Here is a 14,262-nt window from a genome sequence, read left to right on the forward strand (position 1 = left end):
CCGCTAGCCGCCTATACGGGAGAGCATCCGAAAGGACTTATAAGGCAACGCATCTCAGCGCCCGATCCACTCCACGAAGGTCGTTTCGCCCAGCGCATGGCGCTCGTGGCGTAGTCGACTCATGGCGGCGTAAGGCAGGTCCATCACCAGCCCGTGGGTCAGCGGCTGGGCAATCACCTGACGCAGCAGCGCATTGCAGACGAACAGATGCGCCACCACCAGCACGTGCTTGCCCGGCGGGCGGCTCAGCAGACGCTGCCACGCTTCACTCACCCGGGCATCCAGCGCCGCCAGGCTTTCCCCTTCCGGCGGCGCTGCCGTGGTGGGATCGTGCCAGAAGGCGTTCATCAGCGCGTGCCCCTCCTCAGCAAACACCTGGTCATGGGTCTTGCCTTCCCAGCGTCCCAGATAGAGCTCGGCCAGGTCATCGTCCACCTGCACGGGCAGGTCGAACTCCTCCCCCAACCACAAGGCAAACTCATGGCAGCGCGCCAGGGGGGAACTGACGATGGCATCGAACGGCGGCCTGCCATCGACCGTGTGACGCATCACGGCCGCCGTGGCCTGCTGCCAACCGGTTTCGCTGAGGGGGTGGTCGGTGCTGCCGCGCAGCATGCGGCCACCCAGTGGCTCACCGTGGCGCATCAGGTCGATGGTCATGATGTCGGCATCAGGAAAGCGCATGGTATCTCCCGGTCAGATGATGGCGTGGCGCACGCGGGCAGAGACCCACTCGGACACCAGCACGGTGGCAAAGATCAGCACGAAGATGACGCTGACCTGATTCCAGGCCAGGCTGTTGATCGAGGCGTTGAGCTGCAGCCCGATGCCGCCTGCGCCCACCAGCCCCAGCACCGTGGACTCACGAATGTTGATATCCCAGCGGTACACGCTGATACCGGCGAACGCGGGCATCACTTGGGGCAACACGCCGTAGTTCATGACCTGCAGGCGGCTGGCCCCGGTGGCGCTGATGGCCTCGACGGGCGTGGGGTGGATCTCTTCGATGGCTTCATAGAGCAGCTTGCCCACGAACCCAATGGAGCGTAGCGCAATGGCAATGATGCCCGCCAGCACGCCGGGGCCGAGAATGGTCACCAGCAGCATCGCCCAGATCAGCGAGTTGATGGAGCGTGACGAAACGATGATGGTCAACGCCAGGCTGCGTACCAGCGGGTGGGGCGTCGTGTTGCGAGCCGCCAGAAAAGCCACCGGAAACGCCATGACGATGCCCAGCGCGGTGCCTAGCGTGGCGATGTTGAGGGTGTCCCACATGGGCTTCCAGAGGACACTGGCATACTCCCACCGGGGCGGCATCATGCGGTTGATCAGGTCACTGCCCTGGCGGCCAGCATCTTCCACGAACACCCACATGGTGTTGTCGGAGATCACTTTCCAGCAGAGCAGGAAAAGGCAGATACCTGCCAGCCAGGCCACATACTGGAGCCACTGGGCGCGGGTGGTGCGCCGCTGCCACTGCGGCACGCCTTGGGGGGAACTCGAAACGGGCATGGAAATTTCCTTTACGGGTTAAGGCATCGCAGCGCTACTGGGTCCAGCGGCGCACATGGCTGGAGGCGTATTCACTCATCAGCACGATGGCAATGATGATCAGCAGGATCGCCGCCGAGGTGCCGTATTCGTAACGGCTCAGCGAGGTGTTCAGCGTGGCGCCAATGCCCCCCGCACCGACGATGCCGATCACCGACGATTCACGGAAATTGATGTCCAGACGGTACATGGAGAGCCCGATCAAGCGCGGCATCACCTGCGGCTGCACCGCATGGTTCATGGTTTGCCACCAGCTTGCCCCCGTGGCACGCACGGCTTCGACCTGTTTCCAGTCCAGGTCCTCGATATCTTCTGCCAACAGCTTGGCCATGAAACCGATGGTGGCGAAGGCCAGCGTCAGCATGCCCGCAAACGGCCCGAAGCCGAACATCACCACGAACAGAATGGCGATGATGATCTCCTGAAACGTCCGCGAGATGGCAATGATGGCGCGGCACAGGGTATAGATGGGCAGCGGAGCAATGTTGCGTGCCGCGCCCAACCCTACCGGAATCGCCAGCAAGACGCCGATCACGGTGGAGGTCAGCGTCATGGTCAGGCTTTCCATCAGCCCGGCGATGATGTCGTTCTGGCGGCTGAGGAAATCGGGCTGCAAAAAGGCCCCTAGAAAGTTGAGCGCTCGACCGGAGCCTTCCGCCACCCGCGCCCAGTTGACCTGCACCGACGACAGCGCCAGCACCAGATACACCACCACACCGATGGCCAGGCCCCAGCGCAGCCGTGGGTTTTCGATCAGCGGCAAACGCCGCCACTGACCCTGGCGCGCAGCTTGCTGGCGCGCCGTGGCGTCTGCCGTGCTCATAGCGCGCCTCCACTGGCAACCTGGGTGAGCGGCCGCGCGTCATGGTGTGCTTTGGCTGCCGACGTGGGCGCTGCCGATGTGGGCGCAAGGGCTACCTGCGATGGCTCATCTTCTTCGTCGGCGGGCTCGGGCGTGGTGTCCCAGTCCTCTTCCCCATAGATGGTGGTGAGGATCTCGCTGGTGAGTTCGCTGGGCTTGCCGTCGAAGACGATTTGTCCGGCACTCAGGCCCACGATGCGGTCGGCAAACTGCTGCGCCAGAGCCACGTCATGAATGTTGATGATGGCCGCCAGCTCGCGCTCGGCGCACAGCTCGCGAATCAGACGCATGATCTGGCGCGAGGTTATGGGGTCCAGACTGGCGGTGGGTTCATCCACCAGCAATAACTTGGGGCTTTGCAGCAGTGCGCGGGCGATGCCGACACGCTGGCGCTGGCCACCCGACAGCGCATCGGCGCGCTTGTCGATGGCATGGGGCAAGCCCACCCGCTCCAACAGACGAAACGCTTCCGCAACGGCTTCCTGGGGGTAGCGGCGCAAGAAGCTGCGCCAGAAGCCGACATAGCCCAGTTGGCCCGACAGCACGTTTTCCATGACGGTCAGCCGGTCCACCAAGGCGTATTCCTGAAAAATCATGCCCATGGAGCGACGTGCGTGACGCAGGCGGCTGCCCGACAGTTTGGTCAGTTCGGTCTCTTCCAGGCGGATACTGCCCTGGCTGGGTTCCACCAGACGATTGACGCAGCGGATCAGGGTACTTTTGCCTGCACCCGATGGCCCAATCAGCGCCATCACCTGGCCTTTGGGCAGCGATAGGTGAATATCGGTCAGCGCGCGGTCGCCCGTCGGGTAACGCTTGCCAACGCCAGTGAGTGTCAACATGGGGAATGCCTCGTTTGCTTGTCGCTCAAAACGTTCAACTGACTCGACCCCATAACGCGTCGGCCAGAAGGTTGCCCTCCTGGCCGACAGGGTCACGCAGCGCTGGAATCAATCGCAGTCGTAAGTGACGCCATTGGCATCGGCAATGGTACGGATGACCGACCAGTGCTCTTCATAGCTGATGGGAATGAACTGCGCTTCGCCAGAGTTCTCGAACTCCGCCTGCAGGGCGGTGCCTTCCCAGTCGTAGCTGAAGAACGCATCCTGAATCTGCTGCTGCAGTTCGGGCGTCAGGTTGTGGGCGGTGCCGTACGCCGTGGTGGGGAAGGTTTCGGAGGTGTAGATCACCTCGTAATCACCCTCGTTGATGACACCTCGTGACAGCATGCGATGGGCAACGGAGTTGGCAATGGCCGCCGCATCGTAATCCTTGTTGATGACGCCCAGGATGGAGTTGTCGTGGGAGCCGGAGAAAGCCGTCTCGAAGTCATCACCGGCTTCCAGACCGTACTCGGAGCGCAGCAGCGCGGACGGTGCGCGGAAGCCCGAGTTGGACGTTTCGGAAGTGAAGGCCAACTGACGACCCTGCAGGTCTTCCATGCCGTCGATACCGCTACCGGGGTAGGTGATGATCTCCATTTCGTAACCGTAGCTGCCATCTTCGGCCGCCATGATGGCGAAGGGACGGAAGCCACCACAGTTGACCGCCACCGGTACGCCACCGGTGTTGAAGCCAGCCACGTGCAGACGGCCAGCGCGCAGCGCTTCCTGCTGGGCAGCATTCGACTGCACCGGGAAGAACTGAACACGTTTACCCGTCGCTTCGCTCAGGTGATCCAGGAAACCCGCCCATACGTCGGCGTAGACCGCCGGGTCTTCAACCGGCGTGTAAGCAAAGACCAGCGTGTCCGGATCGACCAACCGAGACTCATCGCTGGGGATATCGGCCACCATGTCGCCATCGTTGTCCACGTAGCGTGAGGAGAGGTCGGCAGCCGCATTCATCGCACTGAAAGCGAAGGCACTGGCAACGGCAGCACTGATCAGGGTGCGCGAGAGTGACACGGTAGAGAGACGAGAGGATTGCATGGATCACCTAACGGGGTAGTAAGAGGTGGATGTATCCTGACGCCCCAAGATGACAGCGGCGGGTCTGGCGGGTGACAACTTCGTGACGTCTACATGACACCCGCGTGAACGACCTGCCGCTCTGGCGGCTCACTGCTCCACGCAACAGCCACGCCGTTCCACGAACAGGCTGTTCCCGGCAATCTTCTTCGCCTGGTGCTTGAGTTCGGAGAGTTGGCTGGCAATGTCCAGGGCCTTGCAGTGGCCCGGGTCACTGATGGGCTTGACGGCTACCGACACGCTGACGAAAGGGAAAAAGCTGACGCCTCCCTGACGGCTTTCGATGGAAAGCCCGCCTCTCTGGCGGTCCTCTTCTTCGTAGAAACTCGGGGCCATGACCTCGAAGGAGGCCAGAATCTGCTGGCACACGCTCTCCCAGTGCTCCAGCGGTAACAGCATCATGAAGTCGTCGCCACCGATATGCCCGATGAAGCCCCCCGCGCTTTCCACCTGAGCCTGCAACAGCCGCGACAGCGAGATGATCACATGGTCTCCGCGGGCATAACCGTAGGCATCGTTGAACGCCTTGAAGTTATCCAGATCCACGTAGGCAGCGGCAAAGCCATTGCCCTGGCTCAGATAGGCCGTGAGGGTTTCATTGATCAGGATGTTACCGGGCAGCCCGGTGAGCGGATTGGCATGGCGCGCCTGACGCACCTGGATGGCGGTGATCTCGCGCAGCAAATCGACGATATTGCCCATACCCAGATACTGCCCTTCGCCATCGACGATGACGAAGTCCTCCTGTTCGATGTCGCGGCTGTCGGTCAGCTGCTGGCTCAGCGTTTCCAGGGGCATGTCGGCGGCAGCCACCAGCATCTTGCGATCGGCGATGTCCAGCACGCAGCGCTTGGCGTACAGCGAATGGCTATAAGGGTTGGTGAACAGCGTCAGGAACCCGTTGCGCCGCACCACGGCAATGGGCACGCCCTGTTCGATCACGGCCACGCAGCGCAGATGCGGCGTTTCACGAAACCGTTCCGCCAACGTGGGCACTGACACACTGGGCGCCACGGCCTCCACGCTGCGCAGGATGGTATGCGCCGTACGCCCGGCGGGAGTTTTCAATTGCGTGGTGGCGGGCAGCAGCGTATTGAGCTGAACAGGCGGCTGAACGCTGGGACGTGCGAAGTAGAACCCCTGCAACAGCGCCAATCCACGGTCCAGTTCCCACAGGCACAGGTGCTCTGCCGCGGTTTCGACCCCTTCTGCGATGAGCTGGCAGTCGAGGCTTTTGGCCACGTCCAGTATCGAGCGCAGAAACTCCCGCTTGGCGGGCTCCTGATCGATGCCGGAAATGAAGTGGCGGTCCAGCTTGACGAAATCCGGGCGCAGCTCCGCCCAGTGGCGCAGGCTGGAGTGACCGGCCCCCAGGTCATCCAGGGCTACCTGAAACCCCATGTCGCGGTAGTGGGCCACCGCCTGGCGCATCAGGTCGTAATCGTGGATGGGCACGTGCTCGGTCAGCTCGATCACCACCCGCTCCGGCGGCAGGCCACTCTCCTGAATGAAGCCCAGCGTCAGCCCCTCGCGGAAATCACGCTCGACGATGGTCAGCGGCATGACGTTGAGGAACAGCAGCCCAGGGAGTGCGAGTTCGGCAAAGCGGCGAATGGCGAGCCGTCGGCAAAGCAGGTCCAGCTCCACCAGCAGACCTGCCTGGGTCGCCACGTCGAACAGCCTTAGCGGTGAATGCAACGGAGAGGTGCTGGGGCCACGGATCAGCGCTTCGTAGCCATAAATGGCCTGCTGATTGGCATCGACAATGGGCTGAAAAAGTACGTGCAGCTCTTCTGCCGCGATAATCTGGTGAAGCCACTGGGTTTCTTGTGCGGTCATGTGCCTGCTGCCCTGTCAAACGTCTACGATCCCTATGACTTGTCAACTCCATCAGGAAGGTGCCAGGGCAGCAAGCGTGCGTCATTTACATGACATTTTCATGACGAACCATCGGTTGGCCCCTTCATGCCGGGGATGTTCGGCGGCGGAAACACCGCGTCGCCACCGCGGGCATCCAACTGACGAATATCGGTGGGACGACCGTTCTCGTCGAGACTGACCAGGCCTATCCCGCTGGCATTCCATAGCCGCTCGCCAGCGCTAGCCTGCTCAGGGTCCCGAGGGTAGATGCTGAGCTTGCGCCGCTGGGTAAACCAGTTGAGCGGCGACAGCGGCGCGTATAGCCAACGATTGAGCCGGTCGAAGGTATCCAGCAGCCGCCGTGGGAAGGTGTTTTTCACGCCGCTGGAAGTGATCTGCCACAGATGCGGGGCCTGCTCCTGCCCGCGTACGACGATGTCGTAGGCAAAGGAGTAGTGCACGTCCCCCGACAGGATCACGTAGTTGCCGGGTGTCTTGGAGTGCCGCCAGATGTGCAGCAGCACGCTGGCGGCACCGCGATGGGCCATCCAGTTTTCGGCATCCACCATCAACGGTTTGCCGGCCAGGGTAAACAGCTTTTGAATGCCCTCGATCAGCTTGACCCCGAACATCGGGGCAGGCGAGACGATCACCGCGCTGGGGGTGCCCAACAGCGCCTGCTGCATCTCCATGAGCGCCTCCCAGTCCATCAGCCCGGAGGGCCGTTTGGGGTTGCGCTCACTGCGCCAGCGGCGCGTACGGGTATCGAGCACGATCAGCGCGGGGGCGCCTGGCACCTGAAACTCCCACCCTTGAAAGCGCAGAAGCCGCTCGATCACGCTGTCCTGGGCCTGGGGGTTCAAGGTGCCCGACCCATCGAACAACGTGCCGACCTGATGCAGCAGCGGGTTGAGTTTGTCCGGGGCATTGCCCCACCCTTGGCAAAGCAGGTAGGCCACCAGCGCATTGCCAATGATGCGCTTGGAGAACGGATGCCCATAAGCACAGCGCTCCCAATCGGCGGTCAGGTTCCAGTCATCGGTAACGTCGTGATCGTCGAAGATCATCAGGCTGGGCACGTGGGCCATCAGCCGCGCGCACTGGGGCAGCCCTGCCACGAAGGCATCGATGACCGCCTGTTCGGTACGGTACGCTTCGGCCTCCTGCTCGGCCAGCTCGGGCGGCGTGGGCGCAATGATCTGCCAGGGAGTCGGCGACCAGACCAGGCAATACATGGCCAGCATTTCGGCAAGGGTCATCAGGTGGTTCTGGGCGTGCGCCGAGGTGAACACCGGCTTTTTCACCCCGCCGAAGAAACGCTCGCGCAGGGCCGCGTTGCTGGTGACATCCGGCAGCAGCGACTCGCGATGATAATAGGTTTCGGGAGCCGCATAGAGCGCCTGACTATCGTTCACCGTGGCGCCTTCCAACTGTTCATCGGCCAGCCCCAGCCGGGCGATGAGTGCATGCACGGCGCGCAGGGTGGGGCCTGCCACGTCATCCACGTAGACCTGGTCACCGGTCATCAATAGCCAGGCTGGCCACTCGCCAGGGGCTTCCTGGCGCTCGGCCAGCCAGGCATCGGCACGCACCAGACCATCGGGGCTGTCGTGGTGGGGCTTGCGGCAGGAGCCGTGCATCAGGCGGTGGTGACGCGATGCCAGCACAAAGGCCGGGTAGGCCTGCCCGGCGTGACATAACCACGGTGCCCACTCGGGAAGGCGCTGCCATGCGCTCTGGCGGCTCTGTACCTGCAAGTCGTAGGCGATGCGTGTATCGGTGGGCAGTGCCCTGGGCAAGCTCAGGTCGATGCAGTACAGGTAGGCCCGCTCGCCGATGGCCACGCATTGGTGATCCTGGCGAGACAGTGGGTAGGTTTGCTGGTCGGGGGTGTCCGGAAACAGAACCAGCTGGAGAGCCAGCGGTCGCGTGGCCACCAGCCACATCACCAGGCGTGACGGCGACAAGCGACGCAGCAGCGGCCCCACCAGTACGTCAGGCAGTGTTTCGGTGACGTCGATCATCGTTGCTCCTTCAGGCCCGCGCGGCCAGCACGGGTAGTTCGATCACCACCTCCAGCCCGCCCTGTTCGGCGCGCTGCAGGCGCATCTGCCCACCATACAGGGCCACCAGATCGGCCACGATGGCCAGCCCCAGCCCACTCCCGGAACGCTGCTCATCCAAGCGTTTGCCGCGCTGCACGGCCTCCTGGCACTCCTCGGCGGTCATGCCGGGGCCGTCATCGCTCACCGTCAGCCTCAATACGCCTTGCTGCGCCTGAAAGCTCACATGCACCGTCTGGCTGGCCCAGCGCAGGGCATTATCGAGCAAATTGCCCACCATCTCCTGCAGGTCCTGGTCGTCCAGGTGTACCCGCATCTGGCTATCCACGGTCTGCGTCAGGGTGATGTGCCGCCGCTGGGCAAGACGCGCCAATCCGCTCATCAGCGGCGCCAGGGTGGCCTGCAGGTCAATGGCGGCGAAGCGCCCGCTGTCCCCGGCCGCCGAGGCCCGGGCCAGGTGGTGACGCACCGCATTGTCGATTCGCGAAAGCTCTACGTCCCAGGTGGCTCGGCTGTCGCTGGGCAGCTGCTTCACCAGCAGACGCATGACGCTGAGCGGCGTCTTGAGGGCGTGGGCCAGATTACCCGCCGTATAGCGTCCGCGCTCGATCAGCCGCTGGTCGCGCGCCAATACGGCGTTCATGGAGCTGGCCAGGGTGGCCAGCTCTTGCGGCAGTCGGGTATCCAATTGCTCGGCACGGCCCTGCTCCACGTCGCGCAGGTTGGCATTCATGCGCCGTAACGGCGCCAACCCCCAACGCACCTGGAGCGCCAGCACCCCCAGCAACACCGCGCCAAGCCCCAGCAGGCCTAGCCACAGCATGCGCTGGAAGGCCTGGATTTCAGCCACCAGGGCATCGTCACGGGCGGCCACGCTGACGTGCAGCGGCGATTCCAAAGGCGCCAGATAGATATCCCGCTCCACCACTCGCAACTGCTGCCCTCTAGGCCCTGGCAAGGTCCGTGCAGACACCTGTTCGCTGTGGGTCACGGACAGCCGCTGATCCCATAGCGAGCGCGACGCCACCGTGTGCTGCTCGCTGTCGGTGATCTGCCAATACCAGCCTGAAAACACGTATTCGAAGCGGGGGTCGCCCAAGGCACGTTCATAGCGCAGCTGTTGGCTCAGTGGGTCGTAGGCAACACCGGCAATGATCACGTTGAGCGTCGCTTCGAGACGCTCGTCGAACGCGTTCACGGCGGCGCTACGATAATGATGGGCCAGCAGCCCACCCGCCACCGGCAGGGCCAATAGCACGATCAGCAGCGCTGCCAGCAGCAAGCGCAGGTGGATGGAGCGGCTGGCCCAGCGTTGACGCCAATGCAGCCCGGCAGCGCTCATGGCGTGTCGGGCTCATCGGCCAGCAGGCGATACCCCTGGCCGCGCAGGGTGGCGATACGCCAGGCACCCAGCTTGCGCCGCAGGCGGCTGACCTGCACGTCGATGACGTTGGAGTCGGGCTCGTGGTCACGGTCATAGACGTGCTCCGAGAGCTCACTGCGGCTTACTACCCGCGGCGCGGCATGCATGAGATAACTCAGCAGACGGGTTTCCTGGGCGGTCAGGCTGACGGGCCTGCCTGCCAGGGTAACGTGCTGGGTGTGGGTATCCAGGCTCAGCTCGCCTACCCGTAGCACCGGGTGGGCGTGGCCATGGGTGCGTCGCGCCAGGGCGCGCAGCCGAAACAGCACTTCGGCGGGCTCGAAGGGTTTGGTCACGTAGTCGTCGGCCCCGGCAGTAAACCCCGCGGCCTTGTCGGCCCAACGCTCGCGAGCGGTCAAGATCAGCACCGGCAGGTCGATGCCATCCTCCCGCCAGGAGGAGAGCCAGCGGGTGCCATCGCCATCCGGCAGGCCGATGTCCAGGATCACCGTATCGTAGGCTTCCGTACGCACCAGAAAGTCGGCTTCCTGACCATTTTCGGCTCGCTCGACGATCCAATCGCCTTCACGCAGGGCCTGGCTCAGCTCACGGGCAAGCGCCTGGTCATCCTCTACCAGCAAACACTTCATCACGCTATCCTTTCATGGGTTACGCTGCATCTCGCGAATGCGGACACCTTCGATCTTCATCAACTGGCCGCTGTGACCATCGAATTCGAACTCGACCACCTGCCCCTGGGGCCCCAGCATCTTGATCTCATACTCCACCAGCCCGTCGTCCCGGTCGATCTCGATTTCCAGAATATCGCCAATGTAACGCTCTTCGAGCCAGTCGAGTATCGTTTCCAGCGGCACCACATCGCCGCGCCCCACTTCACCGTGCAGCGCTTGCCAGGGCTGGTCGCCAATGGCGTTACCCATCCAGGCAAGCGCCAACGCGCAAGCCATCACCCGAAGGCGGGGCCAGGTGCGTAAGGAGCGTAGGAAAGCGGTCATGGTTTTCATGATGCCAGCATGCCAAAGTCAACATGAACGGTAGATGAACGACTTTGTCAGCTTCCGGTAAGACCCCGGCTGCTATAACTGTCTCGTCGCTTCAACTGACATATCGTGAAAAAAGGAGCTTGTGATGAACGCCATGAAAAAAATGCTGATGATTCCTGCCTCTGCCCTGCTGCTGAGCGCAGCTGCCAGCACCGTGTATGCCGATACCCAGCCGGTGGATCGCATCGACGACATTCTGACCTACGCCAGCGATTATGGTTTTACGCACTATGAAGAGATCAGCGTCAAGAGCCGTGGGCGCGCCGAAGTCGAAGGCTGGCTGGACGATGAGTGGTATGCCGATATCGAGTTCTCGCTGGATAACGGCGATACCCTGAAAGAAGAGCGCAAGCGTCTGATCACCGGCGCCTGGGGCATGACCGAAGACGATGTACGTCAGGCGCTCAATATCGCCAGCCAAGAAGGCATGACGGAGTTCGAGGAGATCGAGATCAACAAGAGCGGCAGCATCGACATCGAAGGGCGCGACCAGAATGGCCGCGAACTGGACATCAAGATGCGTCAAGGTTCGTTCCAGATCACCGAGATCGACCGCGACTGATACGCGCGAGCAACCTTGCATGGCGGGCCTTGGTGGCCCGCCTTTTTCATGCCATCGTCATGGCGTCATGATGCCATCGACACCGTGGACTAGCGGCAGTCCTGGCAGTTGCCGCGGGCCATGATGGCCTCGGCAATCCGCTCGATGCCCTGACAGTACGCCGCGTGACGAAACGACACCTGCTCTTGCTCGGCCCGCTTCAGTACCTGGCTTGCCTCGCGCTCCAGCAGGGTATCCAGCCGCTCGTTGACCCGCTCTTCACTCCACTTTTCACCGGCACGATTCTGCAACCACTCGAAGTAGCTGACCACGACTCCGCCGGTATTGACCAGTACGTCGGGCAGCACGTCCACGTCGCGTTTTTCGAGTGCCCGGTCGGCGTCGCTGGTCAGCGGGCCGTTGGCGATCTCCAGGATGGCGCCTGCCTGCACTTCGGCCACGTTGTCGCCATGCACCTGATTCTCCAGCGCGGCCAGGGCCAGCACATCCACCTCCAGCGCCAGCAGCTGCTCGCCACTCAGGGCTTTCCCCTGCTGACTCTTCGACAGCTTGCCGTGGGACTGCTTGTCTTTTTTCAGCGCTTCGATGTCCAGACCGTCCGCCGCATAGCGGCCTCCGCTGGAGTCGGAAACCGCGACCACGCGGTACCCTTCGGCACTGGCCAAACGGGCAAAGTGGTACGCGGCGTTGCCGAAGCCCTGCACCGCCACGGTGGTCTCTTCCGGCGCCCGCTCGCGCTGCGCCGCCCACAGGTCGAGCACCTTGAGCGCGCCACGGCCAGTGGCTTCCACCCGGCCTGGCGAGCCTCCTAGCGGCAGCGGTTTGCCAGTGATGGCGGCTGGCGCCTGGGCGCGCAGGATGTGCTCGTACTCATCGATCATCCAGCCCATCACCGTGGCATCGGTATTCACGTCCGGTGCGGGTATGTCGCGGTCGGGCCCCATGATGTCGGCGATGGCGCGGATATAGCCTCGCGCCAGCCGCTCTCGCTCCAGCGACGACAGCGACTTGGCATCCACCTGAACGCCGCCCTTGCCGCCGCCGTAAGGCAGGTTGACCACCGCGCACTTCACCGCCATCCAGAAGCTCAGCGTGGTGACTTCATGCTGGTTCACGTCCGGGTGGAAGCGAACCCCGCCCTTGGCAGGCCCCAGGCTGGTGTCGTACTGCACGCGCCAGGCAGGAAACGCCTTCAGGCTGCCATCATCCATGCGCACCGGCACGCTGACCTGCAAGGAGAGGCTGGGTTGCATCAATCGCGCCTGGGCATCCGGGTGAATCTTCAGCGCCTCGAACACGGCCACCAGCCGCGAACGGGCATCTTCAAACAGGGCAGCCCCGGTATCGGGGGTCAGCTGCTGTGGCGTTTTCGCGGCTGCGGGGGAAGATGACGTGGCGGACTTGTTCGGCTGGCGTTTCTTCGACTTTCCTTTGCCCATCATGCTGCTCCTGTCGGGTGAATGCTGTCGCTATCGGCCATACTGACTCTCGATGGCCACTTCAGTCAGCGTAGCAGTTCCTGCCGCGTTGGCGGCCAGACTTGCGAAATGCCCGGTTTTTCCCACACTTGGACAAGCTACCCACAGGAAGACGGGGCAATACTCGCCATTCGCAAGGACGCACAAGGAGAAGCATTCGTGAACCACGTCATCCGCCAAGCGCTGCTTTGGGTCACTCTCTACATGGTGCTGGCGTTACTGCCGGTGAGCTGGCTGCTGGTGTCGCCGCCAGCTCCACGCAGCGCCTTGGCCGAGGCAGGCGTATTGCTGGGTGCGCTGGCGCTGAGTATCATGGCGCTGCAAGCGCTGATTTCAGGCCGTCACGGCTTTGGCAATCGCGCAGGGTTCGACAACGTGCTGCAGTTTCATCGCCAGCTGGGGATCGGTGCCCTGCTGCTGGTACTGGCGCACCCCACGCTGACATTCATCGCCGAACCCAGCCTGCTGCACTATCTCGACCCCCGCGAGGACACCCTCCGCGCCCTGGCCCTGATGGCTCTGCTGCTGGCCAGCCTGACCCTGGTGGTCACCTCGCTATGGCGCAAGCGGCTGGGGTTGAGTTACGAGACATGGCGACTGCTGCATGGCGGCCTGACCGCTTTCGTGGTCATGGGCGGGCTGGGGCATGCGCTGATGGCTCAGCGCTACACCCAAGGCGTCGTCACCTCGGGCGTCTTTGCCCTGCTGCTCCTGCTGCCGCTAGGGCTGCTGGTGGAAACTCGCCTGCTGCGGCCGTGGCGACTGCGCCGCCATGCCTGGCGCGTGGTGGATAACCAGCTGGAGCGAGGCAACACCACGACGCTGACGCTGGAGGCAGATGGCCAGCACCAGCTGGACTTCCAGCCCGGGCAGTTTTTCTGGATCACCCTGGGGGATACTCCTTTTGCCTTGCAGCAGCACCCTTTTTCCATCGTTTCCAGCGCATCACAGCCGGGCAGGGTGGCTTTCAGTGCCAAGCGGCTGGGGGACTTCACCCGTACGCTGCCCAAGGTCAAGGCCAACACACGAGCGTTCATCGAAGGGCCATACGGCGCCTTCATTCCCAATCCCGATAACCCCCATGGCATCGTGATGCTGGCGGGCGGTATCGGTATCACCCCGTTCATCAGCATGCTGCGCAGCTTTCGTGATACAGGCAAGGCGCCCCCGATCTGGCTGATCTATGCCAACCCGACCTGGCAGGAAGCCACCTTCCGTGAGCACCTGGAAACGCTCAGCAAAGCGCTGCCCCTGACAGTGGTTCACGTGCTGTCCGACCCGCACGAAGGGTGGCAGGGCGAAACCGGCTATGTGGATGAGGCGCTGATCAAACGTGTCTTGCCGGACCTGGACCCGCGGACCGACTGTTACATTTGCGGCCCAGACCCGATGATGGATAGCGCCGAACGCGGGCTGATTGCCCACGGCATCCCGCCGACGCACATTTTTTCCGATCGCTTCGACATCGTCTGAGAGAGGTTCGCATGCT

13 protein-coding genes are annotated in these 14,262 nt (G+C 63.0%); 2 read left to right on the forward strand and 11 right to left on the reverse strand.

Features of this window, described 5'->3' with window-relative positions:
* Nucleotides 1-54: 54 nt before the first annotated feature.
* The 10 genes from IE061_RS07950 to IE061_RS07995 form a co-directional block, all read right to left on the reverse strand.
* Nucleotides 55-684: a histidine phosphatase family protein gene (locus IE061_RS07950; protein WP_039181483.1), complete on the reverse strand. Its 630-nt coding sequence runs from the start codon at nucleotides 682-684 to the stop codon at nucleotides 55-57.
* A gap of 12 nt (nucleotides 685-696) precedes the next feature.
* Nucleotides 697-1,512 (reverse strand): phosphonate ABC transporter, permease protein PhnE, encoded by an 816-nt coding sequence (gene phnE / locus IE061_RS07955; RefSeq protein WP_016915879.1) that lies wholly within the window; start codon nucleotides 1,510-1,512, stop codon nucleotides 697-699.
* A gap of 34 nt (nucleotides 1,513-1,546) precedes the next feature.
* On the reverse strand, nucleotides 1,547-2,374 hold the full coding sequence (phnE, locus tag IE061_RS07960; protein ID WP_016915878.1) for a phosphonate ABC transporter, permease protein PhnE: 828 nt from the start codon (nucleotides 2,372-2,374) through the stop codon (nucleotides 1,547-1,549).
* Nucleotides 2,371-3,255 carry a phosphonate ABC transporter ATP-binding protein gene (gene phnC / locus IE061_RS07965; protein ID WP_193461365.1) on the reverse strand — a complete coding sequence of 295 codons (885 nt, stop codon included), beginning with the start codon at nucleotides 3,253-3,255 and terminating at the stop codon, nucleotides 2,371-2,373. The genes phnE (IE061_RS07960) and phnC overlap by 4 nt, the downstream gene beginning before the upstream one ends.
* A 108-nt stretch (nucleotides 3,256-3,363) precedes the next feature.
* Nucleotides 3,364-4,344 carry a phosphate/phosphite/phosphonate ABC transporter substrate-binding protein gene (gene phnD, locus IE061_RS07970; RefSeq protein WP_039183168.1) on the reverse strand — a complete coding sequence of 327 codons (981 nt, stop codon included), beginning with the start codon at nucleotides 4,342-4,344 and terminating at the stop codon, nucleotides 3,364-3,366.
* Nucleotides 4,345-4,473: 129 nt separating this feature from the next.
* Nucleotides 4,474-6,222: a bifunctional diguanylate cyclase/phosphodiesterase gene (locus IE061_RS07975; RefSeq protein ID WP_039183171.1), complete on the reverse strand. Its 1,749-nt coding sequence runs from the start codon at nucleotides 6,220-6,222 to the stop codon at nucleotides 4,474-4,476.
* A gap of 98 nt (nucleotides 6,223-6,320) precedes the next feature.
* Nucleotides 6,321-8,267 (reverse strand): metallophosphoesterase family protein, encoded by a 1,947-nt coding sequence (locus IE061_RS07980; RefSeq protein ID WP_193461366.1) that lies wholly within the window; start codon nucleotides 8,265-8,267, stop codon nucleotides 6,321-6,323.
* Between the two features lie 10 nt (nucleotides 8,268-8,277).
* Nucleotides 8,278-9,648, reverse strand: coding sequence for a sensor histidine kinase (locus tag IE061_RS07985; RefSeq protein ID WP_193461367.1), 1,371 nt, complete (start codon nucleotides 9,646-9,648; stop codon nucleotides 8,278-8,280).
* Complete coding sequence (locus IE061_RS07990; RefSeq protein WP_144984332.1) at nucleotides 9,645-10,319, reverse strand: winged helix-turn-helix domain-containing protein; 675 nt, start codon at nucleotides 10,317-10,319, stop codon at nucleotides 9,645-9,647. The genes IE061_RS07985 and IE061_RS07990 overlap by 4 nt, the downstream gene beginning before the upstream one ends.
* A gap of 12 nt (nucleotides 10,320-10,331) precedes the next feature.
* On the reverse strand, nucleotides 10,332-10,694 hold the full coding sequence (locus IE061_RS07995) for a PepSY domain-containing protein (RefSeq protein ID WP_016915871.1): 363 nt from the start codon (nucleotides 10,692-10,694) through the stop codon (nucleotides 10,332-10,334).
* 124 nt (nucleotides 10,695-10,818) lie between these two features.
* Here IE061_RS07995 and IE061_RS08000 point away from each other — a divergent pair, with 124 nt between their 5' ends.
* Entirely contained in the window at nucleotides 10,819-11,295 is a 477-nt protein-coding gene (locus IE061_RS08000; RefSeq protein ID WP_039183184.1) for a PepSY domain-containing protein, read from the forward strand.
* 89 nt (nucleotides 11,296-11,384) lie between these two features.
* On the opposite strand, the gene IE061_RS08005 is transcribed toward IE061_RS08000, so the two are convergent.
* Complete coding sequence (locus tag IE061_RS08005) at nucleotides 11,385-12,734, reverse strand: Glu/Leu/Phe/Val family dehydrogenase (protein ID WP_230478414.1); 1,350 nt, start codon at nucleotides 12,732-12,734, stop codon at nucleotides 11,385-11,387.
* Nucleotides 12,735-12,932: 198 nt separating this feature from the next.
* Between IE061_RS08005 and IE061_RS08010 the strand changes: the two genes are divergently transcribed.
* Entirely contained in the window at nucleotides 12,933-14,246 is a 1,314-nt protein-coding gene (locus IE061_RS08010; protein WP_193461368.1) for a ferredoxin reductase family protein, read from the forward strand.
* The last annotated feature ends 16 nt before the right edge of the window (nucleotides 14,247-14,262 follow it).

The sequence above is a fragment of the Vreelandella hamiltonii genome, assembly GCF_014651795.1.
Classification (GTDB): Bacteria; Pseudomonadota; Gammaproteobacteria; order Pseudomonadales; family Halomonadaceae; genus Vreelandella; species Vreelandella hamiltonii.

What these genes read in the sequence shown, in the direction of transcription:
- IE061_RS07950 (WP_039181483.1), bottom strand. Translation starts at nt 684, where the DNA reads ATGCGCTTTCCTGATGCCGACATCATGACCATCGACCTGATGCGCCAC.
- phnE (WP_016915879.1), bottom strand. Translation starts at nt 1,512, where the DNA reads ATGCCCGTTTCGAGTTCCCCCCAAGGCGTGCCGCAGTGGCAGCGGCGC.
- phnE (WP_016915878.1), bottom strand. Translation starts at nt 2,374, where the DNA reads ATGAGCACGGCAGACGCCACGGCGCGCCAGCAAGCTGCGCGCCAGGGT.
- phnC (WP_193461365.1), bottom strand. Translation starts at nt 3,255, where the DNA reads ATGTTGACACTCACTGGCGTTGGCAAGCGTTACCCGACGGGCGACCGC.
- phnD (WP_039183168.1), bottom strand. Translation starts at nt 4,344, where the DNA reads ATGCAATCCTCTCGTCTCTCTACCGTGTCACTCTCGCGCACCCTGATC.
- IE061_RS07975 (WP_039183171.1), bottom strand. Translation starts at nt 6,222, where the DNA reads ATGACCGCACAAGAAACCCAGTGGCTTCACCAGATTATCGCGGCAGAA.
- IE061_RS07980 (WP_193461366.1), bottom strand. Translation starts at nt 8,267, where the DNA reads ATGATCGACGTCACCGAAACACTGCCTGACGTACTGGTGGGGCCGCTG.
- IE061_RS07985 (WP_193461367.1), bottom strand. Translation starts at nt 9,648, where the DNA reads ATGAGCGCTGCCGGGCTGCATTGGCGTCAACGCTGGGCCAGCCGCTCC.
- IE061_RS07990 (WP_144984332.1), bottom strand. Translation starts at nt 10,319, where the DNA reads ATGAAGTGTTTGCTGGTAGAGGATGACCAGGCGCTTGCCCGTGAGCTG.
- IE061_RS07995 (WP_016915871.1), bottom strand. Translation starts at nt 10,694, where the DNA reads ATGAAAACCATGACCGCTTTCCTACGCTCCTTACGCACCTGGCCCCGC.
- IE061_RS08000 (WP_039183184.1), top strand. Translation starts at nt 10,819, where the DNA reads ATGAACGCCATGAAAAAAATGCTGATGATTCCTGCCTCTGCCCTGCTG.
- IE061_RS08005 (WP_230478414.1), bottom strand. Translation starts at nt 12,734, where the DNA reads ATGGGCAAAGGAAAGTCGAAGAAACGCCAGCCGAACAAGTCCGCCACG.